Below are 23,891 nucleotides of genomic sequence, written 5' to 3'. Positions count from 1 at the left end.
CATAAAGGCGAATTCGCGCACCATGCGCGTGCATTTTTTCGCATAGCGGAGCTCTCACCCATGGCTGCTGGCGAGTTCGAGTGGTCGGACCTGCGCTATTTTCTCGCGGTCGCGCGCGCCGGCAAGCTCACCGTGGCGGCCCGTCAATTGAACGTGGAGCATTCCACGGTGGGCCGGCGCATCGGCGCGCTGGAGCAGAGGCTGGGCGCGAAGCTCTTCGACCGCCAACCGCAAGGCTATGTGCTCACCGCGCCGGGCGAACGCCTGCTGGGAACGGCCGAGGCCATGGAGACGCTGGCCTCCGCCGCCCAGCAGGAAATTGGCGGGGCGGACCTGGGCGTGGCCGGCACCGTGCGCATCGGTGCGCCGGACGGATTCGGCACCTTTTTCCTCGCCCCGCGCATGGGGCGGCTGGCGGCGGGGCATCCGGAGCTGGAGGTGCAGTTCCTGGCCATGCCGCGCGTGTTCAACCTCACCAAGCGCGAGGCGGACATCGCCATCTCGCTGAGCCGGCCCAAGCAGGGGCGGCTCCATGCGCGCAAGCTCACCGACTACCGCCTGCGCCTTTATGCCTCGCGGGCGTATCTTTCCGCCCATGGGCCCATCGAGACGCGGGCGGCGCTCCCGCGGCACACCTTCATTTCCTATGTGGACGAACTGCTCTATGCGCCTGAGCTGGACTATGCCCCGCTGGTTGCCAAGGATCTGCGGCCGCGTGTGCGCTCCTCCTCGCTGGTGGCCCAGTTCATGGCCGTGAAGGCGGGGGCGGGCATCGCCGTGCTGCCGCGCTTCATGGCGGATGGGGAGGACGATCTCCTCCCGCTGCTGGCGGACGAGGTGGAGATCAGCCGCACCTTCTGGCTCATCACCCATGCGGACACCCGCACCCTGGCGCGCATCCGCGTGGCGGCGGACTTTATCGCCCGCGAGGTGCAGGAGGCACGCACCCTGTTCCTGCCGGAGGAGCCGCGCCCCCGCCGGTGAGCACCGGCCAGGCGGACAAGGCACAGCGGGCGATGGCTTCCAGCTTCTGCCGATCGGCCCCGTCCCGCGCCTCGATGGACATGCCATGCTGGACGCAGGCGTAGAAGGCGGCGAGGGCGGCAATGTCGGTGCCCGGGGGGAGCTCTCCCTCGGCCACGGCACGACGCAGGCGAGCGGCGATCATGGCTTCCCCCTCGGCTCGCGCCTTTGCCACCAAGTCCCCCAGCCGCGTGCATCCCTCTTGGCCGGCGGTCGCAAGGGTGATCATGCAGCCGGGCGGGCGATCCGTGCCGGGCAGGTTGGCAGCCGACGCCATCAAAAGGCCCGTGATGCTCGCGCGCGCGGTGGGAGCGGCCTCGAAGGCGCCCCAAATGAGCGGCGAGGCCGCCTGCTCATACTGCCGGAGCGCCGCCTCATAGAGCGCCTCCTTGCTGCCGAAGGCGGCATAAAGGCTCGGCGCATTGATGCCCATGGCGGCGCAGAGATCGGCCATGGAGGTGGCGGAAAAGCCCTTGCGCCAGAACAGCTCCATGGCGGCTTTCAAGGCCGCATCCCGATCAAACGCCCTGGGCCTGCCGCGTGCCGCCATGTCCGGCTCCGCTCCTCTTTCTGTATCGTCCATTAAATAATGCCTTGACGGCTGTTTGCGAGTCTATTTATGTAACGATCATTATATTAATCCTCCCACAGGAGAGCCCCATGCAGCACAACGGACAGGATCTCGCCGGCAAGAAAGCCCTCGTCACCGGCGCCAGCCGCGGCATCGGCGCCGCCATTGCCTTGACCCTCGCCAAGGCCGGCGCGGACGTGGCCATCACCTATGAGCGCTCGGCGGACCGCGCGGCCGAGGTGGTCCGACAGATCGAGGCGCTGGGCCGGCGGGGCCAAGCCATTCAGGCGGATGCGGCCAGTGGCGCGGCGGTGGAAGCGGCCGTGAAGGACGCCGCGGGCGCGCTCGGCGGCCTGGACATCCTCGTAAACAATGCCGGCATCGCGCGCGGCGGCCCGCTGGAGACCATGAGCCTTGAGGACATCGACGCCCTGATCGGCGTGAATGTGCGTGGCGTGGTGCTCACCACCCGCGCGGCCATCCCGCTCCTCTCCGAGGGCGGGCGCATCATCAATATCGGCTCGTGCCTGGGCGAGCGGGTCGCCATGCCCGGCATCTCCGTCTATTCCATGACCAAGTCGGCCCTCGTGTCCTTCACCCGCGGCCTCGCCCGCGATCTTGGGGAGCGCAAGATCACGGTGAACGTGGTGCAGCCCGGCTCCACGAACACGGACATGAACCCTGCCGACGGCCCCGGCAGCGCTGTGCAGCTCGCCTCCATGGCGCTGAAGCAGTTCGGCACGCCGCAGGACATCGCCGACATGGTGGCCTTCCTTGCCGGCCCCTCCGGTCGCCAGATCACCGGCGCCAGCTTCACGGTGGACGGCGGCGCCAATGCGTGAGACGAACCGATGACGGGGAGCGCGCCGCCGCACGCAAGCGGCGCGCGCACCTTGACGATAACCTCTTAGCCGCTTATACGAGCGCCTTCCCGATCAGACGGGTGGGCGACGAAGGGCCTTGCGGCCCTGGACACCCTCGTCTTCGCGCAACGAATTTGAAGGACTTCTGCCATGTCCCGGCGGTGTGACCTGACCGGCAAGGCGGTTCTGACCGGCCACCTCGTGAGCCACTCGAACCGCAAGACCAAGCGCCGGTTCCTGCCGAACCTGTGCAACGTGACGCTCCAGAGCGAGACGTTGAACCGTTCCGTGCGCATGCGCATCAGCGCCAATGCGCTCAAGAGCGTGGATCACCGCGGCGGCCTCGACGCCTTCCTCAAGAAGGCCCGCGCCGAGGAGCTTTCTCCCCTCGCGCTCGAGCTGAAGCGCCAGATCGCCAAGGCCCAGGCTGAGGCTGCAACCGCGGCCTGAACGGCGTGTCGGGTCTGATCTTCGCCAAAGGTTCTGAACCGCGGGCGTTCGCGCTCGCGGTTTTCTGCATGTGCACGGCGGTTCTGGCCGCCAATATTCTCGTGCAGTTTCCGTTCGAGCCGTTCGGCCTTGCGGATTACCTGACCTATGGCGCCTTCACCTATCCCGTCACCTTCCTGGTGAACGATTTGACCAACCGCCGGCTGGGCCCCAGCCGCACGCGGCGCGTGGTCTATGTGGGCTTTGCCCTGGCGGTGCTTCTGTCCGTCGCCTTTGCAAGCCCGCGCATCGCCTTCGCCTCGGGCACGGCGTTCCTGTGCGCGCAACTGCTGGACGTGGCGGTGTTCGACCGGCTGCGTCGGCGCGCCTGGTGGCTACCCCCGCTCATGTCCGGCTTCGTGTCGAGCGCGGTGGATACGGTCCTCTTCTTCTCCCTGGCCTTCGCCGGCACGGATCTGCCCTGGCAGAACTGGGCCTTGTGCGACTATGGGGTGAAGCTGGCCATGATCGCTCTGTTCCTGGGCCCCTACCGGATGCTCATTGCCCGCATGCCGGTCTGGCAGCCGCGCCTGAATTCGGCAACCGCCTCGCTCTGATCCCGCTCAGCCCCGGTCCCGCAACTGCCGGCGGATGACCTTGCCGGTGGTGGTCAGCGGCAATTCGTCCACAAAGGCGACCTCGCGCGGATATTCGTAGCCGGCCAGCGAACCCCGCACCAAGGCTTGCAACTCCGCCACCAGTGCGTCGCTCGCCACCGCCCCCGGCACCAGCACAATGAACGCCTTCACGATCTCCGTGCGCACGGGGTCGGGCTTGCCCACCACCGCCGCCAGCGCGACGCTCGGATGCCGAAGCAGGCAATCCTCGATTTCGCTCGGGCCGATGCGATAGCCCGCCGACGTGATGACATCGTCATCGCGTCCGAGAAAATGGATGAAGCCGTCTCCGTCCCGCCGGGCGAGGTCGCCCGTGAGCATCCAGGCCCCCTGAAACTTGTCGGCGGTGGCCTCCGGGCGGTTCCAATAGCACAGGAAGAGGGACGGATCGGGCGTGCGCACGGCGATCTGGCCCATCTCATCCACATCCGCCAGGCTGCCGTCCTCGCGCAGCACGGCCACGTCATGGCCGGGAATGGCCTTGCCCGTGGCACCCGCGCGCGCGACGCCCAAGCGGGCGCTGGAGCCGATGACGTAATTGCATTCGGTCTGGCCGTAGAATTCGTTCACCGGCACGCCCAGCGCCTCCCGCCCCCAGGCGAAGGTTTCTGCGCCCAGCGCCTCGCCGGCCGAGCCGACGGTGCGCAGCGCAAAGCCGAACCGCTCGCGGGGCCGCGCCACGGCGCGCATCATCTTGAGAGCAGTGGGGGGAATGAAGACGTTGCGCACCTCGGTCTCCGCCAGCAGAGCGAAGGCGGCTTCGGGATCGAACTTGCCGGGCGGCTGCACCACCACCGGCACCCCATGAGCGAGAGCCGGCAGCACGGTATTGAGCAGCCCGCCCGCCCACGCCCAATCGGACGGCGTCCACATGCGATCGCCCGGCTGGGGCAGATCGTCATGGGTGAAGACCTGGCCGGTGACGTGGGGAATCAGCACGCGATGGGCATGGAGCGCCCCCTTGGGCTGGCCCGTGGTGCCGGAGGTGTAGATCATCAGCGCCGGATCGTCGGGACCGGTGGTGATGTCGAACGGCGCGGGGCTCTCCCCGGCCACCAGATCGTCGAAGCCTTCGAGCCCGCCGCCCGCCCCATCCATGCAGATGCGCACGGAAAGCCCATCAAGACCCGCCGACATCTTGGCAAAGCCGGCAGCGTCCGCGATCAGTCCCTTGGCGCCGGAATCGGTGAGGCGGTAGGCAATGGCATCGGGGCCGAACACGGCCGCCAGCGGCACGGCGATGGCACCGAGCTTGTAGAGCGCGAAATGGCTGATGAGCACCTGCGGGCATTGCGGCGCCAGGATGCCCACCCGATCTCCGGCCCCGATCCCGCGGGCTGCAAGCGCGCGGGCGAGCGCATTGGAACGCGCCGCCAGGATGGCGTAGCTGAGCGGGGAAAAGCCGCCTCGCCCCTTCACCAGCAGCGCGGGCCGCTCCGGCTCGCGCGCCGCCCAGCCGTCGCAGGCATGGACGGCCATGTTGTAGCGGGCGGGGATCTGCCAGCGGAACGCGGCGCGCATCCGCTCATAAGGGTCCGAGGCGGGAAACGCGGTGAGAAGCAATCCGGCACGTCCTGCTTAAAGCTTAGGCAGGAAACAAGCTAGATCGCGCGCGCGCGCCCGTCCACACCATTTCGCGGGTGCGAGATGAAGGTAACCGCTTTTTGCGGTGCCGAGCACCGGTGCAGCCCCCGGCCGCACCGGCGGACATCAGCGGGACTTCTCGTCCGGCTGTGCCAGCACCAGCGCCCAATAGACCTTGTACTTGGACTTGGGTGCGAAGGCGGTGGCGATGCCCATGCGGGTCACGCCGGGGGTCAGCATGTTCTTGTTGTGGGGTGGGGAGTCGCGCCAACCGGAAAAGGCCTCGGCGAGGGTGTGATAACCGGCGCCCACATTCTCCACCGCGATGGCGGGAGAATAGCCTGCCGCCTTCACGCGGGTGACGAAGGTGCGCCCGCCCACCTCGTGGGAGAGGGTGTCGGCCGCGGCCATGGCATTGGCCTGGTCCTGCGCGATGCGGGTCAAGGTCGGATCGATGGTGACCTGAGACAGGCCCTTGGTGGCGCGATAGGAATTCAGAAGCGCCGCGGCGGCCTCCGGATTCACCGGCTGGCCGGTCTTGGCGAGATTGTCATAGAAGGCCGGCTTGGCGTCTTCCGTGGGCACAGAGCTGCAACCCGCAAGGCCGAGCGAAAGGCCGAGCGAGAAGAGCACGAAGAAGGGCGCGAACCGCATGGCGGCCTCCGCGAGAGAAAAGAACGTGCCGCCATGTGAAGCCGGCTTGGTTGAGGAAGCGTTAGCGCCCGTCTTTCGCGCCTGCGTCCGATCCGCCCTTGGCGGGAGGCAGGTCCAGGTCCTCGGTGGTGGGCGGCGGCGGCTCAGGCCGCGCGGGGGGCGGCACCATGGAGGTGGACGCCCGCGCCAACGAGGCCCATGGCTGACAGGCCATGCCGATGCCCGCCTTGCGGAATCGCGTCAGGATAGAGAAATGCAGGTCCGACTTCACGGTCAGCGCATAATCCACATTCGCCACCACGCAGCGCAGTTCGAACACGATGCCCGCATCCACGAACTTGGACAGGAAGACACGGGGCGGCGGCGTCTGGAGCACCTGCGGATGATCGCAGGCGCAGGCCACCAGGATATCGCGCACCTCGTCCACGTCCGCATCATAGGTGGCGTTGATGGAGACGATCACCCGGCCCGTCGTGTTGGAATGGGTGAAGTTCTTCACCATCCCGGTGATGAGATCGGAATTGGGCACAATGACCGTGGACCGCTCGAAGGTCTCGATCTCCGTCGACCGCACGCTGATGCGGCGGACATAGCCCTCCTCGCCCTTCACATTGATGGTGTCGCCCACCCGGATTGGCCGCTCGGCCAGAAGGATCAGGCCGGAGACGAAGTTGGACACGATGGACTGAAGGCCAAAGCCGATACCCACTGAGAGCGCGCCGGCCACGAGAGCGATGTTTTCGAGATTGAGCCCGATCTCGCTCATGGCGATGGCGATGGCGAGGATGGTGCCCACATAGCCGATGACGGTGGAGATGGAGCTCTGCAGGCTCGGCTCCAGCCCCAGGCGCGGCAGCACCTGGCTCGACATCCAGCGCTGCACGGTCCGGGCGATGACCACGCCCGCCAGCAGCAGGATCACCGCATAGAGCACGTTCCAAAGCGTGATGGTGGTGTTGCCGATGCGTACACCGAACGACACCCGCTCGATGGTGTCCAGCACATCGGCGCTGGAGGCGCCCCAGCTGCCCACCACCAGCATCAGCCCCAGCACCACCGCCGTGATCTTCAAGAGGGCGCCGAGCAGGATGCCGATGAGCTCCAGCTTGGTGGTGCCGAGGCCCAAGGTCTTTGCGAACACCTTCGCCTGGTGGGTGTCCGGCCGGATGGTGGACAGGAAGGAATCCACCAGCGCGAAGAACAAATAGACGAGGCCGAACACCGCCATGGCCAGGACCAGGCGGGCGGCGATGAAGGCGGCGAAGGAGACATAGCCGGCCACCAGCGCGCCCAGCAGGACTGCCAGCACCAGCCAGACCAGGAACCGCACCCAAGGCCGCACGGTGGATCCGGAGGGGGCGTTGGCGGCCGGATCGGGCTTGGCGGAGACGTCCTCATTCTCGTCATCGGGCGTCACCCGCGCCAGGGCGACGAGGCCCCGGGCGATGAAGATGGCGATGAGCAGGGACATGATGGCGCTGGTGGTCACCGTCAGCGTCACCGGGGCGAACAGCGAGCGGTGGAGCCCGTTCAGGAAGACGGCGATGGAGAGCGTCCAGACCGTCCAGGAGAAGTAGCGATAGGTGACGCGGGCAATCTGGTCGGAGATGGGCGGCAGGCGGCGCCAAGGTTCGGAGGGCGCCAACACGGCCCGTGCCATCGCCATGGCGATGGACTGGATGCACACCGCCACCACAAGCCCGTTCAGCACCTCGCCCACCCGCGGCGGCACCAGGTCGAAGCCGGTCAGGAAGGCATAGGCGCCGATGGTGGCCGCGGGCGTGATGACGGCGTTGAAGAGGGCGATCTTCAAGGCCTCGCGCGCCGCGCGCAGCCGGTGATAGGCCTCGCCATCCGCCGGCGGAGGGCGGCGCAGCCGCGCCCTCAGCTTGCGGCCGATCAGATAGACCGCGAGGAAAATGGCCAGTGCCCCGCCCGCAATGGCGGCCACCATCGGCCCCTCCTGGCGCTGGCGAGCATAGCCCAGCCAGTCAGTCACCAGATAGTTGAGCGAGCGCCACTCCACCGTCAGCGCGGAGGCGGCATCGCTCCACAGGCGCGGATCGAGAACGCTCGCGGAGCGGTCGAACAGCTGGCCGGCGAACAGGATGCGTCGGCGGCTGGCAATGGTGTCGGACACCTGGTCGGCGCGGGCGGCCAGCGCCCGATTCTGCTTGAGCGCCGCATCCAGCTGCGCGTTGAGCGCCTGCAATTGCGCGCGGTCGGCGGTGACGGTGGCATCCTCCGGCGGCGCGCCGTCCTTGGGCACCGGGCCGAGTTCGGCAAGCCGGGTCTTGGCATTGTTGAGACGGGGCGAGAGATCGTCGGCGAGGCGCTGGACGTCCTTGCGCACCGGGTCGAGGCGCGCGCGCAGATCGTCCAGGTCGTTGGCGCGCAGGCCCTCCACCCGCAGCGCCGCCTCGATGCTGTCGAGGGCAACCCGCAGCGAATCGGCCTTCTCGCGCGCCGTCTGAGCCACCGGGTCGATGGGAACGGGCGCAGGCGTCGGGGCTGCGGCGGCAGGAGCGGAGCCGTTCGGTGCGGGCGCTGGCGTGCCGGTGGCGGCGGGCGCCTGGGTCTGAGCCTGCACCGGCGCGGGGGTCTGCGCCCGCGCCCAAGGGGCGGGAGCGGCCACCAGAACCAAGGTCAAGGCAAAGGCCACGGCAAAGGCCAACCCCGCGAGCGCCCCCCGGACAGGGCCGGCGCGGCGCGCGAACAAACCGATCATGCAACGTCCTCCTGCCGGCCTTCCAAGCCTTCAAACGGGGCGCATCCAAGGCAGCGCTTCCGGGGGACCATTTCCCTCCGGCGCGAAAGCACACTAAAACGGCGCCAATTCGTCACGGAACGCGCCCTTCCATGAGCAGCCCCACCGCCCCCGTCAAGAGCAAAGACACCCTGGCCGGCGACGCCCTCGCCCTGACGCAGACGCTTCTGCGCACGCCCTCCGTGACACCCCATTCGGGCGCGGCGGTGGAGGTGGTGGCCAAGGCTCTGGAAGCAGCCGGCTACAAGGTGGAGCGCCTGACCTTCGACACGGGCGGCCCCGCCATCGCCAACCTCTATGCACGCATCGGCGAGGCCGGCCCCAACCTGTGCTTCGCCGGCCACGTGGACGTGGTGCCGCCTGGCGATGCCGCCCACTGGCGGCACGGGCCATTTTCCGGCGAGGTGGTGGACGGCCAGCTCTATGGGCGCGGCGCGGTGGACATGAAGGGCGGCGTGGGCGCGGCGCTTGCCGCCGCGCTCACCCATGGCCGGCCTGCCCAAGGCTGCCTGTCCTTCCTCATCACCGGCGACGAGGAAGGCCCGGCCCTCGACGGCACCATCAAGGTGGTGGAGTGGCTGAAGGCGCGGGGCGAGCGCATCGACCATTGCGTGCTGGGCGAGCCCACCAATCCGCAGGCGCTGGGCGATGCGGTGAAGATCGGCCGGCGCGGCTCGCTGTCGGGGGTTATCACCGTCACCGGCCGGCAGGGCCATGCGGCCTATCCGCATCTCGCTGACAATCCAATCCCCAAGCTGGTGCGCCTCGTCGGCGCGCTGCTGGCCACCCCGCTCGATGCCGGGACCGCGCACTTCCAGCCCTCCAACCTGGAAGTGGTGTCCATCGACGTGGGCAATCCGGCCTTCAACGTCATTCCGGCCGAAGCCACCGCGCGCTTCAATGTGCGTTTCAACGACACCTACAGCCTCGCCAGCCTGGAGGCGGAGCTTCGCCGCCGCCTCGCCGAAGTGGGCGAGGGCATCGCCTACAGCCTTGAGATACGCGCGGGTGGCAGCGAGAGCTTCCTCACCGCGCCGGGCCCGTTCGTGGAGTTGGTGAGCAGCGCCATCGCCGAGGTCACCGGCCGCACCCCCGAGCTTTCCACCTCCGGCGGCACATCCGATGCCCGCTTCATCAAGGACATTTGCCCGGTGGTGGAATTCGGCCTCGTGGGCAAGACCATGCATGCGGTGGACGAGGTGACCCCGGTGGCCGACCTCGCGGCGCTGGCGGAGATCTACGCCCGCATCATCGACCGCTATTTCGCAACCCTCGCCTGAGCCGGAGACGCCCATGACCCCGGGAGCCGAAAGGGAAACCCATCTGGATGTTGCCGGCCGCCGCATCGCGGTGCGCGCCATTCCCGGCCAGGGGCCGGGGGTGATGTGGCTGGGCGGCTTCAAGTCCGACATGACCGGCAGCAAGGCGCAGGCGCTGGCCCATTGGGCGGCGGAGCGCGGGCGCGCTTATGTGCGGTTCGACTATTCCGGCCACGGCGCCTCGGGGGGCAAGTTCGAGGATGGCACCATCTCGGACTGGCTGGCGGATGCCAAGGCCGTGTTCGAGCGCGCCACCACCGGCCCGCAGATCCTGGTGGGCTCGTCCATGGGCGGCTGGATCACCCTGCTGCTGGCCCGCGCCTTGGCCGCGCAGGGTGGCGCGGCAGCGGCGCGACTGAAAGCCCTGGTGCTCATCGCCCCCGCGCCGGACTTCACCGAGGACCTCATGTGGGCGCGCTTCCCGCAGGAGGTGAAGGACGAGATTCTGGCCACCGGCCGCTATGCCCGCCCCTCCGCCTATAGCGAGGAGCCCTATGTGATCACCCGCGCTTTGATCGAAGACGGCCGCCGCCACTCTATTCTGGGTGCCCCCTTCGCGGTGGGCTGCCCGGTGCGCATCCTCCAGGGGGCGCGGGACGAGGACGTGCCGTGGCAGCATGCCATGCGCCTCGTCACCTGCCTCGCGGAGGACGACGTGGTCTTCACCCTGGTGAAGGATGGCGACCATCGCCTGTCGCGCGAGGAGGACCTGGCGCGGCTCGTGGATGTGCTGGACGGGCTTGTATAAGCTGGCGCCGGGCCAAGAATTGGGATCGCACGTGACGGAAGTGCTTTTCTACCATCTGGAGCGGCGCCGGCTGGAGGACGCCCTCCCCCTGCTTCTGGAGAAGAGCCTGGAGCGAGGCTGGCGCTGCGTCGTTCAATGCAGCTCGCCGGAACGGCGCGACGCGCTGGATGCCCATCTTTGGACCTATGACGACGCGTCCTTCCTGCCCCATGGAACAGATGCGCAGCCCCAGCCGGAGCGCCAGCCGGTGCTGATCGCCCTCGGAACAGCCAATCCCAACGGGGCGCAAGTGCGCTTCCTGGTGGATGGCGCAGGGATCGAGGACGCCACGGCCTATGTGCGGGTGGTGCACATGTTCGACGGACGGGACGACGATGCGGTCGCCGCCGCCCGCGACAAATGGCGGACGGCAAAAGCGGCCGGGCACACCCTGACCTATTGGCAGCAGGACGAGAACGGCCGCTGGGTGCGCAAGGCCTGACCCGCACAGTTCCAGACGAAGCGGGAACCGCGTCTCGCAAAAAACGCGTTAAAACACAGAGATAGAGCGCTGCGGCGCGTCGCCGAAACGCTGCACCACCCGAAACGCTGCACCACTCCAGGCGCCCGGTTTTTCGGCACTATTTGCCCCGCAGCGCCTTCAGCACCATTCCCAGAACCGGCACCAGCATGCCGGACAGCGCCGAATCCAGCGGATTGCGCACGATATTGGTGATGCCGCGCACGTCCTGCTCGATGCTCTTGAGTTCCACCGTGAGCGCGTCCATGGCCGACTGGTTGATCTCATTGGCCAATTCCAGATCGCGGCCCGGCTTCACCTGCGCGGCGACCAGGGCGAGGATGAGGGCGAGCACCACATTGCCGCCGCCCACCGCCACGGCGGCCCAGACCGGCCCCCAGAGCTGTTCGAGCGCGAAGAACAGGCCGATGCCCAGCATCAGCAGGCCGAACGCGGCGATCAGGCCGGCAAAGGCATAGATGCCCGCCCGTGCGAGGGCATTGCGCAGATAGATGTCGGCGATGATGGTATTGGCGCGCAAAAGCACCCGCAGGGTGCGCACCATATTGTCCACTTTCATCTGTCTCGTCCCCGTCCCCGGCCCAGCATGAGCCCTATGACGAATGCCACCGCCACACCCGCCAGGGGACGGGCGATGACGGCGGTCTCGATCCTGCGCTTGACGCCGGCCACCGCCGCGCCGGCCTCGTCCTTCACGCGCGCCTTCGCATTGGAGAGGGCCTCTCCCGCCCGATCCGCCAAGGCCGCCGCGCTTTCGGCGGCAACATCTGCCGCGGCCAGCGCCTCGGCTTCGGCGGCGATCTGCTCGGCCGGCTCTTCCACGGGCGCAGGCGAGACCGGCACCCCGGCCAGTTCCGCCTTGAGCGCATTCAATTCGGATTTCCGGCTCCGTGCCGCCATCGCCCACTCCTCACTGATATGAGCCGCTCCAGGGATCCGGCTGCGTTCAGCGCCTGCGAAGACTGCAACAGGCCACCGTCCCTGTCACCCGCCATACAGGGACCAGCGACGCCATGCCCGATCCTCCCCACAAAAGATAGGGCACGGGCGGATTGTTCCGCGCCGGTCTGAGGGGTCGCCCCATCAAGGGCCCGATATGTCCGCCGCATGGAACGAGACAGTCCGGCAGCAGGACGCGGGAAAGTCTACATCCGTAATTCAACACGTTGAAATATATATACATTTATTTCATGTGTTAATAGCAATATCCATCCATCTGCGGCGTGCCGATTGGCGCGGACGGGTGGGGCCGATAAAACAGGGGGCGGAGGCGCCCATGAACCGAACCATCGATTATTTCTTCTCCCTCGCCAGCCCCTGGTCCTTCCTTGGCCACGCCCCTTTCATGGAGGTGGCGCAGCGCCATGGGGCCGAAGTCCGCCTGCGGCCGGTGGAGCTCGGTCCCGTGTTCGCCGAAACAGGTGGCCTGCCGCTCGCCAAGCGCGCGCCGGAGCGCCAGCGCTATCGCATCGTGGAAATGCAGCGCTGGCGGGTGAAGCGGGGCGTCGACTTCCATCTCCATCCTCGCTTCTGGCCGTTCGACGCCACCCTCGCCGACCGCACCGTGATGGCCGCGCTGGACGCCGATCTGTCCGTCGACACCCTGCTGCCGCGGATGTTCTCGGCCGTCTGGCAGAAGCAGGAGAATCTGGCCGATGCCGGGAGCCTCGCCGCCATAGTCACGGAAGCCGGCCTGCCGGGCGCCGATCTGGTGGCGCGGGCGCAGGGCGAGGAGATCACGGCGGCCTATGCGGAGAACCGCGCGCTGGCCCTGTCCAACGACGTGTTTGGCGCCCCCTCTTATGTGCTGGACGGGGAGGTGTTCTGGGGCCAGGACCGCATCGACCTGCTGGATGATGCGCTCTCCTCCGGCCGCTCCGCCTTCCGATTCGTGCCCAAGGAATAGGGTGCGGCCCCTGCGGGGCGCCGCGCTTCGGCCCCGATCTCGGGGCATGGTCTGATGGCCCCGCTCTGACAGCCAAGAAGGTGCCCGATGCTCCGTATCCCGGCCCCCGCCCTCGCCGCCTGCACGGTGCTCGCGCTCGCCGCGGCGCCGGCTCTGGCCCAGATCGCGCCGCCCCCGCCGGCGCCCCCCGCCCCTCCGCCGCCCGGTGCGCCGGCCCGCTACAATTTCGTGCCCGTGGACGGCGGCGCGTTGAAGCTCGACACCGTCACCGGCAAGGTCTCCTTCTGCGGCCGGTCCAGCGGCGCCTATGTCTGCGAGGCGGTGCCGGACACGCGGGACGCCTATGAGGCGGAGATCGGCCGCCTTCAGCAGCAGGTGGAGACCCTTCAGGGCGGCAAGCCCGCCGCCGGCGAGAAGCCGGCTTTGCCGGACGAGTCCCATCTCGACGCGGCCATGGACTATGCCGAGCGCCTGATGCTGCGGCTGAAGCAGATGCTGGACAATCTGCGCGCCGGCGAGCCCGCCAACCCCACCTGATCTTTAGAGCGAGGCGAGGAACGCGTCGAAGCGCGCCACGGCCTGGTCGGTCAGGGTGCCGGGAAAGTGGGTGAAGACGTGGCATCCGCCCGGCGCCACCATCAGTTCGGCACCATTGCCCGCCGCCATCCAGCGCCCGGCCATGAAGAGCGTGTCGTCCAGCAGGGCGTCGCGCGTGCCCACCAGGAACAGCGCCGGGGGCAGGCCTGCAAGGTCGGCGAGCAGCGGCGAGACATCCGCATCCTCCGGGCTCCCGCCGCTGGAGAGGTAATAGCGCACGAAGCGGTGGATATCGGCGGTGTTCAGCACCAAAGGCGTGTCGCCGAACTGGCGGGCGCTGGGGGTGAGGCGCAGGTCGAAGCAGCCGGCGGTGAGGATCGTCCCGGCAAAGGGCGTAAGGCCATGCCGGTCGCGCAGGCGCACCAGGGTCGCGGCCGCAAGATTCCCGCCGGCCGATTCGCCGCCAATGGCGAGCCGCGTGGTGCCGAAGCGCGCCTGCGCCTCCCGCGCCAGCCAGATGGCGGCGGCCTCGCAATCATCAGGCGCGGCGGGATAGGGATGCTCGGGGGCGAGGCGATACTGCACGGAGACCACGGCCCAGCCGGTGCGGGTCACGATACGGTCGTTGGAACCGTCATTCTCCCGGGGGGAGCCCAGCGTCCAGCCGCCGCCATGAATATGCAGGTAGACGCCCAGGGGCGCAGCCGCGGGCATATAGATGCGCAACCGCACGGGCCCATGGGGCGCCTGGATCTCGAGCGTGCTGGCATGGGGGCTTTCCGGCGGCAGGGGAAAGGGTCCCTTGCCCTCCAGCCGGGCCTTGCGGATCACCGCCGGGGGCAATTCGCCGCGATTGGGAATGGCGCTCAGCGCCTTGATGATGGCCTCGTTGACCATGCGCGTGCCCGCACCCACCGCTGCCGGCGCGAACGCCTCTTCCCTCAGCTCGATCATGCTTGTTTCGTCTCCCGGCACGCCGGGGCTTCCCCCCTCGGCGCGGCTCAGGGCAGATTGAGACCCGAGGCGGCGCCGTCAAGGCCGCAGCCGCAGAAGGAGGTGGAATGGCTGACCTTTCCCGGACACCCGCGCGACGCATCGCCGCGCCGACCTCTGCGCAAGCGGTGCTCACCGTGCAGACCCGTGGGCAAGGCTTCACCGACATCACCCGCGAACTGCGCGCCTTCTTGCGCGAGATCGGCGCGGGCACCGGCCTCGCCCATCTCTTCTGCCGCCACACCTCGGCCTCGCTCACCATCCAGGAAAACGCCGATCCGGACGTGCGCACCGACCTTCTGACCGCGCTCGATAGCCTCGCGCCGCGCTCCGGGCGCTGGGTTCACGATGTGGAGGGGCCAGACGACATGCCCGCCCATATCCGCACCATGCTCACCGACACTGGCCTTGCCATACCGGTGGCGCAGGGCGCGCCGCTGCTGGGCACCTGGCAAGGGGTCTATCTCATCGAGCATCGCGACCGGCCCCACGCCCGCGAGGTGGTCCTGTCCTTCCTCGGGGATTGCGCGGAGGCTTGATCGGCTTGCGTGCGGCGGGCGGGCGAATCAAAATAGAACGGCTCAGAATTGAAATGGACCGCCGATGCGCGGCCGGGGGGAGGTCTCGTTGGGAGAAGCGGCCGAAAACGCCATCCGGCTTGTCATTGCCGACGACCACCCTTTGTTTCGCGGCGCCCTGCGCGAGGCCGTGACCGCCCTCTATCCCGCCGCCGAAATCGTCGAGATGGGCACGTTCGACGACCTGCATGCGGCGCTGGAGAAGGATTCCAACTTCGACCTCGTCCTTCTCGACCTGACCATGCCCGGCGCGCGGGGCTTTTCCGGCCTCATCTATCTGCGCGCCCAATATGCCGGCGTGCCAGTGGTGGTGGTCTCCGGCAATGAGGAGCCGGCGGTGATCCGCCGCTGCCTGGACCTCGGCGCCTCCGGCTTCATCCCGAAGACGCTGGGCACTGCCGGCATGCGCGATGCCATCGCCGCCGTCATGGCGGGGGGCGCCTGGTCGCCGCCGGACGTGGACCTCGCCACCCGCTCCGATGCGGAAACGGACGCCATCATCGCCCGCCTCTCCACGTTGACCCCGCAGCAGGTGCGGGTGCTGATGATGCTGTCGGAGGGCCGCCTCAACAAGCAGATCGCCTACGAGCTCTCCGTCTCCGAGGCGACCGTGAAGGCGCACGTGTCGGCCATCCTGCAGAAGCTCGGGGTGGAAAGCCGCACCCAGGCGGTCATCGCCGTCTCCAAGGTGGAATCGGGCCTGTGGAGCCAGGGTCAGGCTTGAGGTCGGCCCAATCGGCGCATGGCTACGCATTCTGAACCAAATGGCGCCATGGTGGTCAGGTCCCCTGCGTCGCGGTCCTGACAGGCCGTGGGCGCGGGACCCGGAAGTCTTGCCCGCATTCTTGCCACCCGCGGCCACCTGGAGCCCCATCCGCCCATGAGCGAGCCTATGAGCGAGCCCGCCGCCCCCACCCGAGGCGCCCCCTGGCTGGAGGCAGTGGCGGTCTATTTCCGCCCGAGCGTGCTGGTGGTGATCCTGCTGGGCTTCTCCTCCGGCCTGCCCTTGGCCCTCACCGGCACCACGCTTTCGGTCTGGATGACCGAATCGGGGGTCAATCTTTCCACCATCGGGTTGTTCTCCCTGGTGGGGCTGCCCTACACGCTGAAATTCCTCTGGGCGCCGGTGGTGGATGCGCTCGACGTGCCGCTCCTTTCGCGCTGGCTCGGCCGGCGGCGGGGCTGGCTGCTGGCCACCCAATTGCTGCTGCTCGCGGCCATACTCTTTCTCGGCTTCCAGAACCCGGTGGCCGCGCCCTTGATGGTGGCCGCCGGCGCGGTGGCGGTGGCCTTCATTTCCGCCACCCAGGACATCGTGGTGGACGCCTTCCGCGTGGAGCGGCTCGATACCTCCGAGCAGGCCGCCGGCATGGCCGGCTATGTGGCCGCCTATCGCATCGGCATGCTGGTCTCGGGCGCCGGCGTGATCGCTTTGGTGGCGGCGCTCGAGCTGAAGGGCATCCCACGGGCTCAGGTGTGGATGTGGGGCTATGTGGCGGCGGCGGGCTGCATGGGGCTCGGCATCCTCGCCACCCTGCTCGCCCGCGAGCCGGAAGGCCCTGTGCGCCACGACGGCGCGGCAAAGGGCGAGCCGGGCGGCGCGGTGCAGCGGGTGGTGGCCACCGCCATCAGCGCCTTCACCGAATTCCTGAGCCGGCCCCAAGCCATCGCCGTGCTCGCCTTCGTCCTGCTCTACAAATTCTGCGACGCCTTTGCCGGCGTGCTCACCGCGCCCTTCGTCATCTCCATCGGCTTCGACAAGGCCACCTATGCGGGCATCGTGAAGGGCGTGGGCCTGATCGCGGCGCTGGCGGGCGGCTTTGCCGGCGGCGCGCTGGCGCGCACCCGGCCGCTGGTGGCCTGCCTGTGGATCGGCGGCATCCTCCAGACGCTCTCCAACCTTGTCTTTTCCGTCCAGGCGCTAATCGGGCCCAATGTGCCCTTCCTGACCGCTGCCATCGTGGTGGAGAACTTCACCGGCGCCATCGGCACGGTGATCTTCGTGGCCTATATCTCGGCGTTGTGCGGCGCGCGGGCACACACGGCCACCCAATATGCCCTGCTGACCGCCTTGACCGCGGTCGGCCGGACGTTCCTCGCCTCCGGTGGCGGCTTCATCGCGGAGGCGACCGGCTGGCCGCTCTTCTTCGCCATCACCGTTGTGGCCGGCATTCCCGGCCTCGCGCTCCTGGCCTATCTCCAGATGCGCGGCCATTTCGGCGAGCTGGCCAAGGCGAAGGGCTGATCAACTGGCCCTGACAACCGGGGTCAGCGCCGCCCGAAGGCGGGCCGGCTGAAATAGAGCAGCACCAGCGAGAGCGGGATCATGACGTGATCCAGGATCTTGCCGGGCGGCGTGCCGGTCAGGTCAAGCGGACGGAAATGACCGATCAGGTAGCGGCCGCAATATTCCAGGAACATCAGGATCAGCAGCAGCGGGATCAGCGCCCGGTAGCGCGCCAGGGCGACCACATAGACAAAGCCCATCATCAGCTGGGACAGCCCCCACAGCGCGAACACGAAGATCACGGCCTGACCGGCCTGCACGGGCGAGAAGGTCGTAAGCGGGATGTGCGCCACGGACTGGGCGCCGCCATCGGGTGCCAGGATGTGGAAGAAGCTGCGGCCGAGCGTCATCAGCGTGATGGCGGCGAACACCGCCACCACCGCACGATGGCCGGGAAAATGATTGTCGATGCGCTCGGGCAATATCCAGTTCATGCGGCACTCCTGGCATGCGTGGACGCGGTCATGCGGGCAAAGGGGTACGGCCAAGCCCTCCCCTGCGCCACCATCAACATAAGGCACCGCCCAGGCTTGCCCCGAATGGCGAAAAGTGGCCGAAACGCTGGGCCAGCCCGCCTGATCAGCCCAGGTCCCGCCGCCGCAAGGCGATCTGGAGGACGCAGCGCTCGGCGATCACCTCGCCCATCTGCGCGTTGCGCCGGGCAGCGAGGATGGCGTCATCGGCCATCAGCAGCGCCCGAAGACACTGGTCGGCCGACAGGCCCCGCAAGGCGCGCTCCAGATAGGGCTTGCGGGAGAAGTGCACCGCCGGCTTCTGCTGGTCCAGCACCCGGTCAATGCTGGTGCCGCTTTGCACCGCCAGCGCCATCTGGTGCAGGCTGGTGAGGCCGCGCAGCAGGGCGCCGAGAATGGCATCGGGCCGGTTGGCCGCGCCCCAGGCCTTGGCCAGCGCCGCGGCGGCGGAGGTGGCATCGCCCGCCAGCGCCGCATCCACCACATCGTCGAGGGCCAGCGCCGAGGCATCGCCCACGGCCTGGCGCACATCCTCGGCCGTCACCCGCCCCTGCCCCTTGGCGTAAAGGGCGAGCTTGGCGATCTCGCCGCGCGAGGCCAGCCGGTCACCGCCGATGAGGGAGACCAGCAATTCCTTGGCGTCGCGGTCGATGGTGAGCCCGGCCTCGCCCAGCATGGTGTCCACGAGGCGGGCGAGGTCCCGCTCGCCATCCGCATAGCAGGCGATGGCCAACGCGGCTTGGGAATTCTCGCACAGGCTGCGCAGGGGCGCGCCGCGCTTGAGATCCCCCGCCTCCACCACCACCAGCGCGTCGCAGGGCGGCGAGAGGGCGGGCTCCAAGGCGGGCACGATGTTGCGGCTGCCGGCCTTCACCCAGATCACACGCTGGCCGCCGAACAGGCCGATGGTGCGGGTTTCGTCGATGAGGCGGCGGGGATCGGAGGCCAGTTCGTCGCCATCCAGGCGCACCACGGCGAAGGGATCAGCCATGTCCGGGACGGCGCGCCGCACCACGCCCTCGGCGCGCTCGCGCACGAGGCCGGTGTCGGGGCCGAACAGGAGGATGACGGGGCGCTTGGGATCGCGCCGGGATAGCGCGGTCTCCGCGTCCCCGGCGCGCACCGCCACCATGGGCGTCAGGATCCCGGATTCTTGACGAAATAGGCGGCCAGCTGGGCCTTGATCATCTCCGACAGGGTCAAGGCCGCGCGGGTCTCGGCATCGCGGGTGGCGCTGTAATTGGCGAAGCGCTCCACGCTCACATCGATGGACGAGGAAGCTGCGGCCGAGCCGCTGGCGATCGGCGGCTTGTCCTCTTCGCCCGACTTCAGCAGCTTCCAATCGCCCTGGACGCGCACCGTCTTGGCTTCCGGGAGGCCGGAGGCGGTATCGACGATGGCATAGGTGGAGGACGACTTCACCGTGATCAGCATCTTGTACGGCACATTGGTGGGATTGCCGCTCCCGCCGGTCAGGTTGAAGATCAGGTCGTTGCGCAGGTCGTTTCCGAGCCGCCCGTCGATCTTCACGATCTCGATATCCTTCAGCTTGTTCTGAAGGCTTGGCCCCGCCACCGTGGTGTTGGTGGCGTACATGGGCTGAAAGCAGCCGGCCAGCGCCGCGGAAGCGGCGCCGACAAAGGCGAGGCGGACGAGCAGCGCGGCGCGGTCAGGCGACAACATTCACGATCCTCTGTGGCACCACGATGATACGCTTCGGCGGGCGTCCGTCGAGGGCGCGCTGCACAGTTTCCATGGCGAGCACCGCCGCCTCGATCTCGGCCGGGGTGGCGTCGCGCGAGACTTCGATGTCGTCGCGCTTGCGGCCATTGATCTGGATCGGCAGCACGACGGTGTTGCGCACCAGAAGGGCCGGGTCATGCTCGGGCCAGGGCGCCTCGGCGGCAAGGCCCTCCTTGCCGAGCGAGGCCCAGCATTCCTCGGCCAGGTGCGGCGTCATGGGAGCGACCACGCGCACCACGATCTCGGCCGCCTCGCGCAGGGCATAGGCAAGGCCGGCCTCGGTCCCCGCACGGGCGGCGGACACGCCCTGCCCGAAGGCATTGGCGAATTCGTGCACATGGGCCACCGCCACGTTGAAGCGCAGGCGCTCCACATCGTCGGCGACGGTGGCGGCCAAGGCGTGCGACGCGCGGCGCAGGGCCAGCGCCTCCGGCCCGAACGTCTCCGGAGCGGTGCCGTCCGTACCCAGCTCCTTGGCCTCGTGCACCAGACGCCAGATGCGCTGGACGAAGCGCCAGGCGCCCTCAATGCCGGACTGGGTCCACTCGCTGTCGCGCTCCGGCGGCGTGTCGGAGAGCATGAACCAGCGGGCGCAGTCCACGCCATAGGTGTCCGCCACCACTTCGGGGGGCACCACATTCTTCTTGGACTTGGACATCTTCTCCGGCGGGCCGACCACCACGTCCTCGCCGGTGTCCACCTTCACCGCCTTGCCGTTGCCGAGGAGCTTCACCTCCTCGGGGAACAGCCAGCGGCCGGCCTGGTCCTTATAGGTCTCGTGGACGATCATGCCCTGGGTGAAGAGGCCGGCGAAAGGCTCGCTCACATCCACCCGGCCACACGCCTTCAGCGCCCGCGTGAAGAAGCGCGAATAGAGCAGGTGCAGGATGGCATGCTCGATGCCGCCAATATACTGGTCCACCGGCAGCCAATGGGCGACCGCCGCCTTGTCCAGCGGGCGCTCCACATTGTCCGAGGCGTAGCGCAGATAATACCAGGACGAATCCACGAAGGTGTCCATGGTGTCCGTCTCGCGCCGGGCGGGGGCGCCGCATTTGGGGCACGGCACGTCGCGCCAGGCCTTGGCCCGGTCGAGCGGATTGCCGGGACGGTCGAAGGTCACGTCATCCGGCAGTTCCACGGGCAGCTGGTCACGCGGCACCGGCACGACGCCGCAGGCCTCGCAATGGATGACCGGGATGGGGCAGCCCCAATAACGCTGGCGGGAAATGCCCCAGTCGCGCAGGCGGAAATTCACCCGCCGCGTGCCCTGCGGCTCGCCCTCCACCCGGAAGCGCTCCAGCTGGCGGGCAACCGCCTCCTTGGCGGCGGCGACATCCATGCCGTCCAGGAACTGGGAATTGAACAGCGTGCCGTCGCCGTCATAGGGCTCGTCGCCCAGCGCGAAGGTCGCGGCATCCGCCCCCGGCGGGAGAACCACCGGCGTGATGGGCAGGCCATATTTGCGGGCGAAGTCGAAGTCGCGCTGGTCATGGGCCGGGCAGCCGAAGATGGCGCCGGTGCCGTAGTCCATCAGCACGAAATTGGCCACATAGACCGGCACGGTGCGGCTGGCATCCAGCGGATGCACCACCTTCAGGCCGGTGTCGTAGCCCTTCTTTTCCTGCGTCTCGATGGCCTCGGCGGAGGTGCCGCCGGTCTTGCACTCGGCGATGAAGGCGTCGAGCGCCTTGTCCTTGGCGCCCAGCAACCGGGCCAGCGGGTGGTCCGCCGACAGCGCCAGGAAGGAGGCGCCGAACAAGGTATCGGGACGGGTGGTATAGACCTTCACCGCGCCGACGCCTGGGGCGCGGTCGCGGGCGGTGGCCTTGTCCAGCTCGAACAGGACTTCCAGGCCCTCCGAGCGGCCGATCCAGTTGCGCTGCATCAGGCGCACGCGGTCCGGCCAGCGGTCGAGCGTGTCGAGGGCGTCCAGCAGGTCCTGCGAGAAGTCAGTGATCTTCAGGAACCACTGGGCGAGCTTGCGCCGCTCCACCACGGCGCCCGAGCGCCAGCCGCGCCCGTCAATGACCTGCTCGTTGGCGAGCACGGTATTGTCCACCGGGTCCCAGTTGACCTCGCTCTCCTTGCGATAGGCGAGGCCGTGCTCCAGGAAATCCAGGAAGATGCGCTGCTGCTCCACATAATAGGAGGGGTCGCAGGTGGCGACCTCGCGGTTCCAGTCCAGCGACAGGCCGAGCAGCTCCAGCTGCTCCTTCATGGAGGCGATGTTCTCGTAGGTCCAGGCCTTGGGATGGATGCCGCGCTCGATGGCGGCATTCTCGGCCGGCAGGCCGAAGGCGTCCCAGCCCATGGGATGGAGGACATTATAGCCGCGCATGCGCTTGTAGCGCGCCAGCACGTCGCCCATCACATAATTGCGCCCATGGCCGATATGGATGCGCCCCGACGGATAGGGGAACATCTCCATGACGAAGAATTTCGGGCGCGGATCGTCGTTGCGCGTGCGGAAAATGCCGCGCTCCTTCCAGATCTTCTGCCAGCGGGGTTCGGCTTCGCGCGCGTTGTAACGGTCTGTGCTCATGTCTTCTGCGGATCCAAAGGCGCGCGGACTAGGACATGAAAGCGGCGTCTGGGTCAACCTTCAGCGCAACGCGCCCGTGCACATGGGACGGCACGGCGAAAGACCTATGCAGCGGACGCGGTATGGGGCATCGTCCGGCGCATATGAGGTGGCGGGTTAAGGGAGGGGCCGGGTGCAGGATTGGCGTTGGATCCGTTGGGGTTCTGGTGCGGCGGCAGCGCTCGCGGCGATGCTTCTTCCCTTCGCGGCGCAGGCGGCGGCGCCCGGGGCGCCGGTGATCGACGGTGCGTCCCTGTCGCCCCTCTGGGCGATCCCATTTGCCGGCATGCTCCTGTCCATCGCCCTCTTCCCGCTGCTGGCGGGCCATTTCTGGCATCATCATTACGGCAAGGTGGCCCTGTTCTGGGGTCTTGCCTTCCTGGTGCCGTTCGCGCTGCTGCAGGGCCCGAACCTCACTGCGCATGAGGTGGTTCACGCTGCGCTCCTGGAATATATTCCCTTCATCATCCTGCTGTTCGCGCTCTTCACCGTGTCGGGCGGCATCCTGGTGGTGGGCAACATCCATGGCAGTCCGGCCACCAACACCGCCATCCTTGCCTTCGGCACGGTGATCGCCTCGCTGATCGGCACCACCGGCGCCTCCATGGTGTTGATCCGGCCCCTGCTGCGCGCCAACGACAATCGCCGCCACAATGTCCATACGGTGGTGTTCTTCATCTTCCTGGTATCGAACATCGGCGGCTCCCTGACGCCGCTCGGCGACCCGCCTTTGTTCCTGGGCTTCCTGAAGGGGGTCAGCTTCTTCTGGACCACCACCCACCTCTTCCACGACACGGTGGTGGTGGCGGGCCTCCTGCTCGCGGTCTTCTACTGCCTCGACCGCTATTTCTATGCCCGCGAGGAAAAGCCCCTGCGCGACCCCACCCCCGACACCGAGCGCGTGACCGTGCGCGGGCTTCAGAACGTGCCGCTCCTGATGGGCATCATCGGCGCCATCCTGCTCAGCGCGCTCTGGAAGCCGGGCATCAGCTTCAACATCTACGGCACCCATGTGGAATTGCAGTGGATCGCCCGCGACGTGCTGCTGATCGCCATCGCCCTCCTGTCCATCGCCATCACGCCAAAGCTGGTGCGGGAGCGCAACGGCTTTGACTGGGAGCCTATCCGGGAGGTGGCCAAGCTCTTTGCCGCCATCTTCCTCACCATCATCCCGGTGATCGCCATCCTGAAGTCTGGCGCGGAGGGTGCCTTCGCGCCGCTGGTGCATTTGGTGACGGGGCCGGCGGGCGAGCCGGTGAATGTCTGGTATTTCTGGCTGACCGGCGCCCTGTCCTCCTTCCTGGACAATGCGCCCACCTATCTCGTCTTCTTCAACCTGGCGGGCGGCGATGCCCACACGCTCATGGGTCCGCTGGCGGTGACGCTGGAGGCCATCTCGGCCGGCGCGGTGTTCATGGGGGCCATGACCTATATCGGCAACGCGCCCAATTTCATGGTGCTGTCCATCGCGCGGCACCGGGGCGTGAAGATGCCGAGCTTCTTCGGCTACATGGTCTGGTCCTGCGTTTTTCTCCTGCCCTGCTTCGCGCTTTTGACCTTCCTGTATTTTCTCTGACCGTCGCCCCCACCGGGGCGCCGCGCACGAAAAAGGCCGGGCCCCGCTCAGAGGCCCGG

The 23,891-nt window shown here is 68.0% G+C and carries 24 protein-coding genes; 13 read left to right on the top strand and 11 right to left on the bottom strand.

Features of this window, described 5'->3' with window-relative positions:
- The first annotated feature begins 60 nt into the window (after nt 1–60).
- Complete coding sequence (locus tag J5J86_RS18715; RefSeq protein ID WP_209100730.1) at nt 61–984, top strand: LysR family transcriptional regulator; 924 nt, start codon at nt 61–63, stop codon at nt 982–984.
- On the opposite strand, the gene J5J86_RS18710 is transcribed toward J5J86_RS18715, so the two are convergent.
- Complete coding sequence (locus tag J5J86_RS18710; RefSeq protein ID WP_342449128.1) at nt 917–1,528, bottom strand: TetR/AcrR family transcriptional regulator; 612 nt, start codon at nt 1,526–1,528, stop codon at nt 917–919. The two genes, J5J86_RS18715 and J5J86_RS18710, sit on opposite strands and share 68 nt — an antisense overlap.
- A gap of 155 nt (nt 1,529–1,683) precedes the next feature.
- Here J5J86_RS18710 and J5J86_RS18705 point away from each other — a divergent pair, with 155 nt between their 5' ends.
- The 3 genes from J5J86_RS18705 to J5J86_RS18695 all read left to right on the top strand — a co-directional run bounded on the left by J5J86_RS18705 (nt 1,684) and on the right by J5J86_RS18695 (nt 3,503).
- Nucleotides 1,684–2,436 carry an SDR family NAD(P)-dependent oxidoreductase gene (locus J5J86_RS18705; RefSeq protein WP_209100728.1) on the top strand — a complete coding sequence of 251 codons (753 nt, stop codon included), beginning with the start codon at nt 1,684–1,686 and terminating at the stop codon, nt 2,434–2,436.
- 171 nt (nt 2,437–2,607) lie between these two features.
- Nucleotides 2,608–2,907, top strand: a complete 300-nt coding sequence (gene rpmB / locus J5J86_RS18700; RefSeq protein WP_209100727.1) for a 50S ribosomal protein L28 — start codon at nt 2,608–2,610, stop codon at nt 2,905–2,907.
- A gap of 68 nt (nt 2,908–2,975) precedes the next feature.
- Nucleotides 2,976–3,503: a queuosine precursor transporter gene (locus tag J5J86_RS18695; RefSeq protein ID WP_209100725.1), complete on the top strand. Its 528-nt coding sequence runs from the start codon at nt 2,976–2,978 to the stop codon at nt 3,501–3,503.
- Between the two features lie 6 nt (nt 3,504–3,509).
- Here the strand turns inward: J5J86_RS18695 and J5J86_RS18690 are convergent, their stop codons facing one another.
- From J5J86_RS18690 to J5J86_RS18680, 3 genes are all read right to left on the bottom strand, one after another.
- Nucleotides 3,510–5,084 (bottom strand): AMP-binding protein, encoded by a 1,575-nt coding sequence (locus tag J5J86_RS18690; RefSeq protein ID WP_209105449.1) that lies wholly within the window; start codon nt 5,082–5,084, stop codon nt 3,510–3,512.
- Nucleotides 5,085–5,273: 189 nt separating this feature from the next.
- Complete coding sequence (locus tag J5J86_RS18685; protein WP_209100723.1) at nt 5,274–5,801, bottom strand: CAP domain-containing protein; 528 nt, start codon at nt 5,799–5,801, stop codon at nt 5,274–5,276.
- 61 nt (nt 5,802–5,862) lie between these two features.
- Entirely contained in the window at nt 5,863–8,529 is a 2,667-nt protein-coding gene (locus J5J86_RS18680) for a DUF3772 domain-containing protein (RefSeq protein WP_209100721.1), read from the bottom strand.
- Between the two features lie 131 nt (nt 8,530–8,660).
- On the opposite strand from J5J86_RS18680, the gene dapE reads away from it, so the two are divergent.
- Genes dapE through J5J86_RS18665 form a run of 3 tightly spaced genes read left to right on the top strand, consistent with a single transcriptional unit; the run spans nt 8,661 to nt 11,116 of the window.
- On the top strand, nt 8,661–9,848 hold the full coding sequence (gene dapE / locus J5J86_RS18675) for a succinyl-diaminopimelate desuccinylase (RefSeq protein WP_209100719.1): 1,188 nt from the start codon (nt 8,661–8,663) through the stop codon (nt 9,846–9,848).
- Nucleotides 9,849–9,861: 13 nt separating this feature from the next.
- Nucleotides 9,862–10,635: an alpha/beta hydrolase gene (locus J5J86_RS18670; RefSeq protein WP_209100717.1), complete on the top strand. Its 774-nt coding sequence runs from the start codon at nt 9,862–9,864 to the stop codon at nt 10,633–10,635.
- 31 nt (nt 10,636–10,666) lie between these two features.
- The gene (locus J5J86_RS18665; protein WP_209100715.1) at nt 10,667–11,116 is read left to right on the top strand and encodes a DNA polymerase III subunit chi; all 450 of its coding nucleotides are present in this window, start codon (nt 10,667–10,669) and stop codon (nt 11,114–11,116) included.
- A gap of 139 nt (nt 11,117–11,255) precedes the next feature.
- On the opposite strand, the gene J5J86_RS18660 is transcribed toward J5J86_RS18665, so the two are convergent.
- Complete coding sequence (locus J5J86_RS18660) at nt 11,256–11,714, bottom strand: phage holin family protein (RefSeq protein WP_209100714.1); 459 nt, start codon at nt 11,712–11,714, stop codon at nt 11,256–11,258.
- Nucleotides 11,711–12,055, bottom strand: a complete 345-nt coding sequence (locus J5J86_RS24615; RefSeq protein ID WP_209100713.1) for a hypothetical protein — start codon at nt 12,053–12,055, stop codon at nt 11,711–11,713. The genes J5J86_RS18660 and J5J86_RS24615 overlap by 4 nt, the downstream gene beginning before the upstream one ends.
- Before the next feature lie 376 nt (nt 12,056–12,431).
- On the opposite strand from J5J86_RS24615, the gene J5J86_RS18650 reads away from it, so the two are divergent.
- Together J5J86_RS18650 and J5J86_RS18645 are read left to right on the top strand one after the other, a co-directional pair.
- Entirely contained in the window at nt 12,432–13,061 is a 630-nt protein-coding gene (locus J5J86_RS18650; protein WP_209100712.1) for a 2-hydroxychromene-2-carboxylate isomerase, read from the top strand.
- A gap of 87 nt (nt 13,062–13,148) precedes the next feature.
- Nucleotides 13,149–13,598 (top strand): hypothetical protein, encoded by a 450-nt coding sequence (locus tag J5J86_RS18645; protein ID WP_209100711.1) that lies wholly within the window; start codon nt 13,149–13,151, stop codon nt 13,596–13,598.
- Between the two features lie 3 nt (nt 13,599–13,601).
- Here the strand turns inward: J5J86_RS18645 and J5J86_RS18640 are convergent, their stop codons facing one another.
- Nucleotides 13,602–14,552, bottom strand: a complete 951-nt coding sequence (locus tag J5J86_RS18640) for an alpha/beta hydrolase (RefSeq protein WP_209100710.1) — start codon at nt 14,550–14,552, stop codon at nt 13,602–13,604.
- Between the two features lie 107 nt (nt 14,553–14,659).
- Here J5J86_RS18640 and J5J86_RS18635 point away from each other — a divergent pair, with 107 nt between their 5' ends.
- The 3 genes from J5J86_RS18635 (at nt 14,660) to J5J86_RS18625 (ending at nt 17,414) form a co-directional block, all read left to right on the top strand.
- On the top strand, nt 14,660–15,130 hold the full coding sequence (locus tag J5J86_RS18635) for a secondary thiamine-phosphate synthase enzyme YjbQ (RefSeq protein ID WP_209100703.1): 471 nt from the start codon (nt 14,660–14,662) through the stop codon (nt 15,128–15,130).
- Between the two features lie 88 nt (nt 15,131–15,218).
- Nucleotides 15,219–15,893, top strand: a complete 675-nt coding sequence (locus J5J86_RS18630) for a LuxR C-terminal-related transcriptional regulator (protein WP_247657697.1) — start codon at nt 15,219–15,221, stop codon at nt 15,891–15,893.
- A gap of 156 nt (nt 15,894–16,049) precedes the next feature.
- A complete protein-coding gene (locus tag J5J86_RS18625) occupies nt 16,050–17,414 on the top strand; it encodes an AmpG family muropeptide MFS transporter (RefSeq protein ID WP_209100699.1) in 1,365 nt (454 codons plus the stop codon).
- Between the two features lie 23 nt (nt 17,415–17,437).
- Here J5J86_RS18625 and J5J86_RS18620 read toward each other — a convergent pair whose 3' ends face one another.
- The 4 genes from J5J86_RS18620 to leuS form a co-directional block, all read right to left on the bottom strand.
- Nucleotides 17,438–17,890, bottom strand: coding sequence for a hypothetical protein (locus J5J86_RS18620; protein ID WP_209100697.1), 453 nt, complete (start codon nt 17,888–17,890; stop codon nt 17,438–17,440).
- A 145-nt stretch (nt 17,891–18,035) separates the two neighbouring features.
- The gene (gene holA, locus J5J86_RS18615; RefSeq protein WP_209100695.1) at nt 18,036–19,061 is read right to left on the bottom strand and encodes a DNA polymerase III subunit delta; all 1,026 of its coding nucleotides are present in this window, start codon (nt 19,059–19,061) and stop codon (nt 18,036–18,038) included.
- A 5-nt stretch (nt 19,062–19,066) separates the two neighbouring features.
- A complete protein-coding gene (locus tag J5J86_RS18610; RefSeq protein WP_209100693.1) occupies nt 19,067–19,612 on the bottom strand; it encodes a hypothetical protein in 546 nt (181 codons plus the stop codon).
- Nucleotides 19,599–22,217 carry a leucine--tRNA ligase gene (gene leuS, locus J5J86_RS18605; protein ID WP_209100684.1) on the bottom strand — a complete coding sequence of 873 codons (2,619 nt, stop codon included), beginning with the start codon at nt 22,215–22,217 and terminating at the stop codon, nt 19,599–19,601. The genes J5J86_RS18610 and leuS overlap by 14 nt, the downstream gene beginning before the upstream one ends.
- A gap of 229 nt (nt 22,218–22,446) precedes the next feature.
- Between leuS and J5J86_RS18600 the strand changes: the two genes are divergently transcribed.
- Nucleotides 22,447–23,832 (top strand): sodium:proton antiporter, encoded by a 1,386-nt coding sequence (locus tag J5J86_RS18600; protein ID WP_209100682.1) that lies wholly within the window; start codon nt 22,447–22,449, stop codon nt 23,830–23,832.
- The last annotated feature ends 59 nt before the right edge of the window (nt 23,833–23,891 follow it).

It is taken from the genome of Aquabacter sp. L1I39 (assembly GCF_017742835.1).
Taxonomy (GTDB): domain Bacteria; phylum Pseudomonadota; class Alphaproteobacteria; order Rhizobiales; family Xanthobacteraceae; genus L1I39.
Note: the sequence above shows the minus strand (reverse complement) of the source record. Positions and strands in the feature narration are given on the sequence as shown.

Excerpts from the sequence above, each read along its gene's own strand:
- J5J86_RS18600 (WP_209100682.1), top strand. The coding sequence starts at position 22,447 with ATGCTTCTTCCCTTCGCGGCGCAGGCGGCGGCGCCCGGGGCGCCGGTG.
- dapE (WP_209100719.1), top strand. The coding sequence starts at position 8,661 with ATGAGCAGCCCCACCGCCCCCGTCAAGAGCAAAGACACCCTGGCCGGC.
- J5J86_RS18705 (WP_209100728.1), top strand. The coding sequence starts at position 1,684 with ATGCAGCACAACGGACAGGATCTCGCCGGCAAGAAAGCCCTCGTCACC.
- J5J86_RS18690 (WP_209105449.1), bottom strand. The coding sequence starts at position 5,084 with ATGCGCGCCGCGTTCCGCTGGCAGATCCCCGCCCGCTACAACATGGCC.
- J5J86_RS18635 (WP_209100703.1), top strand. The coding sequence starts at position 14,660 with ATGGCTGACCTTTCCCGGACACCCGCGCGACGCATCGCCGCGCCGACC.
- rpmB (WP_209100727.1), top strand. The coding sequence starts at position 2,608 with ATGTCCCGGCGGTGTGACCTGACCGGCAAGGCGGTTCTGACCGGCCAC.
- leuS (WP_209100684.1), bottom strand. The coding sequence starts at position 22,217 with ATGAGCACAGACCGTTACAACGCGCGCGAAGCCGAACCCCGCTGGCAG.
- J5J86_RS18680 (WP_209100721.1), bottom strand. The coding sequence starts at position 8,529 with ATGATCGGTTTGTTCGCGCGCCGCGCCGGCCCTGTCCGGGGGGCGCTC.
- J5J86_RS18625 (WP_209100699.1), top strand. The coding sequence starts at position 16,050 with ATGAGCGAGCCTATGAGCGAGCCCGCCGCCCCCACCCGAGGCGCCCCC.
- J5J86_RS24615 (WP_209100713.1), bottom strand. The coding sequence starts at position 12,055 with ATGGCGGCACGGAGCCGGAAATCCGAATTGAATGCGCTCAAGGCGGAA.
- J5J86_RS18650 (WP_209100712.1), top strand. The coding sequence starts at position 12,432 with ATGAACCGAACCATCGATTATTTCTTCTCCCTCGCCAGCCCCTGGTCC.
- J5J86_RS18660 (WP_209100714.1), bottom strand. The coding sequence starts at position 11,714 with ATGAAAGTGGACAATATGGTGCGCACCCTGCGGGTGCTTTTGCGCGCC.
- J5J86_RS18610 (WP_209100693.1), bottom strand. The coding sequence starts at position 19,612 with ATGTTGTCGCCTGACCGCGCCGCGCTGCTCGTCCGCCTCGCCTTTGTC.
- J5J86_RS18670 (WP_209100717.1), top strand. The coding sequence starts at position 9,862 with ATGACCCCGGGAGCCGAAAGGGAAACCCATCTGGATGTTGCCGGCCGC.
- J5J86_RS18695 (WP_209100725.1), top strand. The coding sequence starts at position 2,976 with ATGTGCACGGCGGTTCTGGCCGCCAATATTCTCGTGCAGTTTCCGTTC.
- J5J86_RS18715 (WP_209100730.1), top strand. The coding sequence starts at position 61 with ATGGCTGCTGGCGAGTTCGAGTGGTCGGACCTGCGCTATTTTCTCGCG.
- J5J86_RS18645 (WP_209100711.1), top strand. The coding sequence starts at position 13,149 with ATGCTCCGTATCCCGGCCCCCGCCCTCGCCGCCTGCACGGTGCTCGCG.
- J5J86_RS18685 (WP_209100723.1), bottom strand. The coding sequence starts at position 5,801 with ATGCGGTTCGCGCCCTTCTTCGTGCTCTTCTCGCTCGGCCTTTCGCTC.
- J5J86_RS18640 (WP_209100710.1), bottom strand. The coding sequence starts at position 14,552 with ATGATCGAGCTGAGGGAAGAGGCGTTCGCGCCGGCAGCGGTGGGTGCG.
- holA (WP_209100695.1), bottom strand. The coding sequence starts at position 19,061 with ATGGTGGCGGTGCGCGCCGGGGACGCGGAGACCGCGCTATCCCGGCGC.
- J5J86_RS18620 (WP_209100697.1), bottom strand. The coding sequence starts at position 17,890 with ATGAACTGGATATTGCCCGAGCGCATCGACAATCATTTTCCCGGCCAT.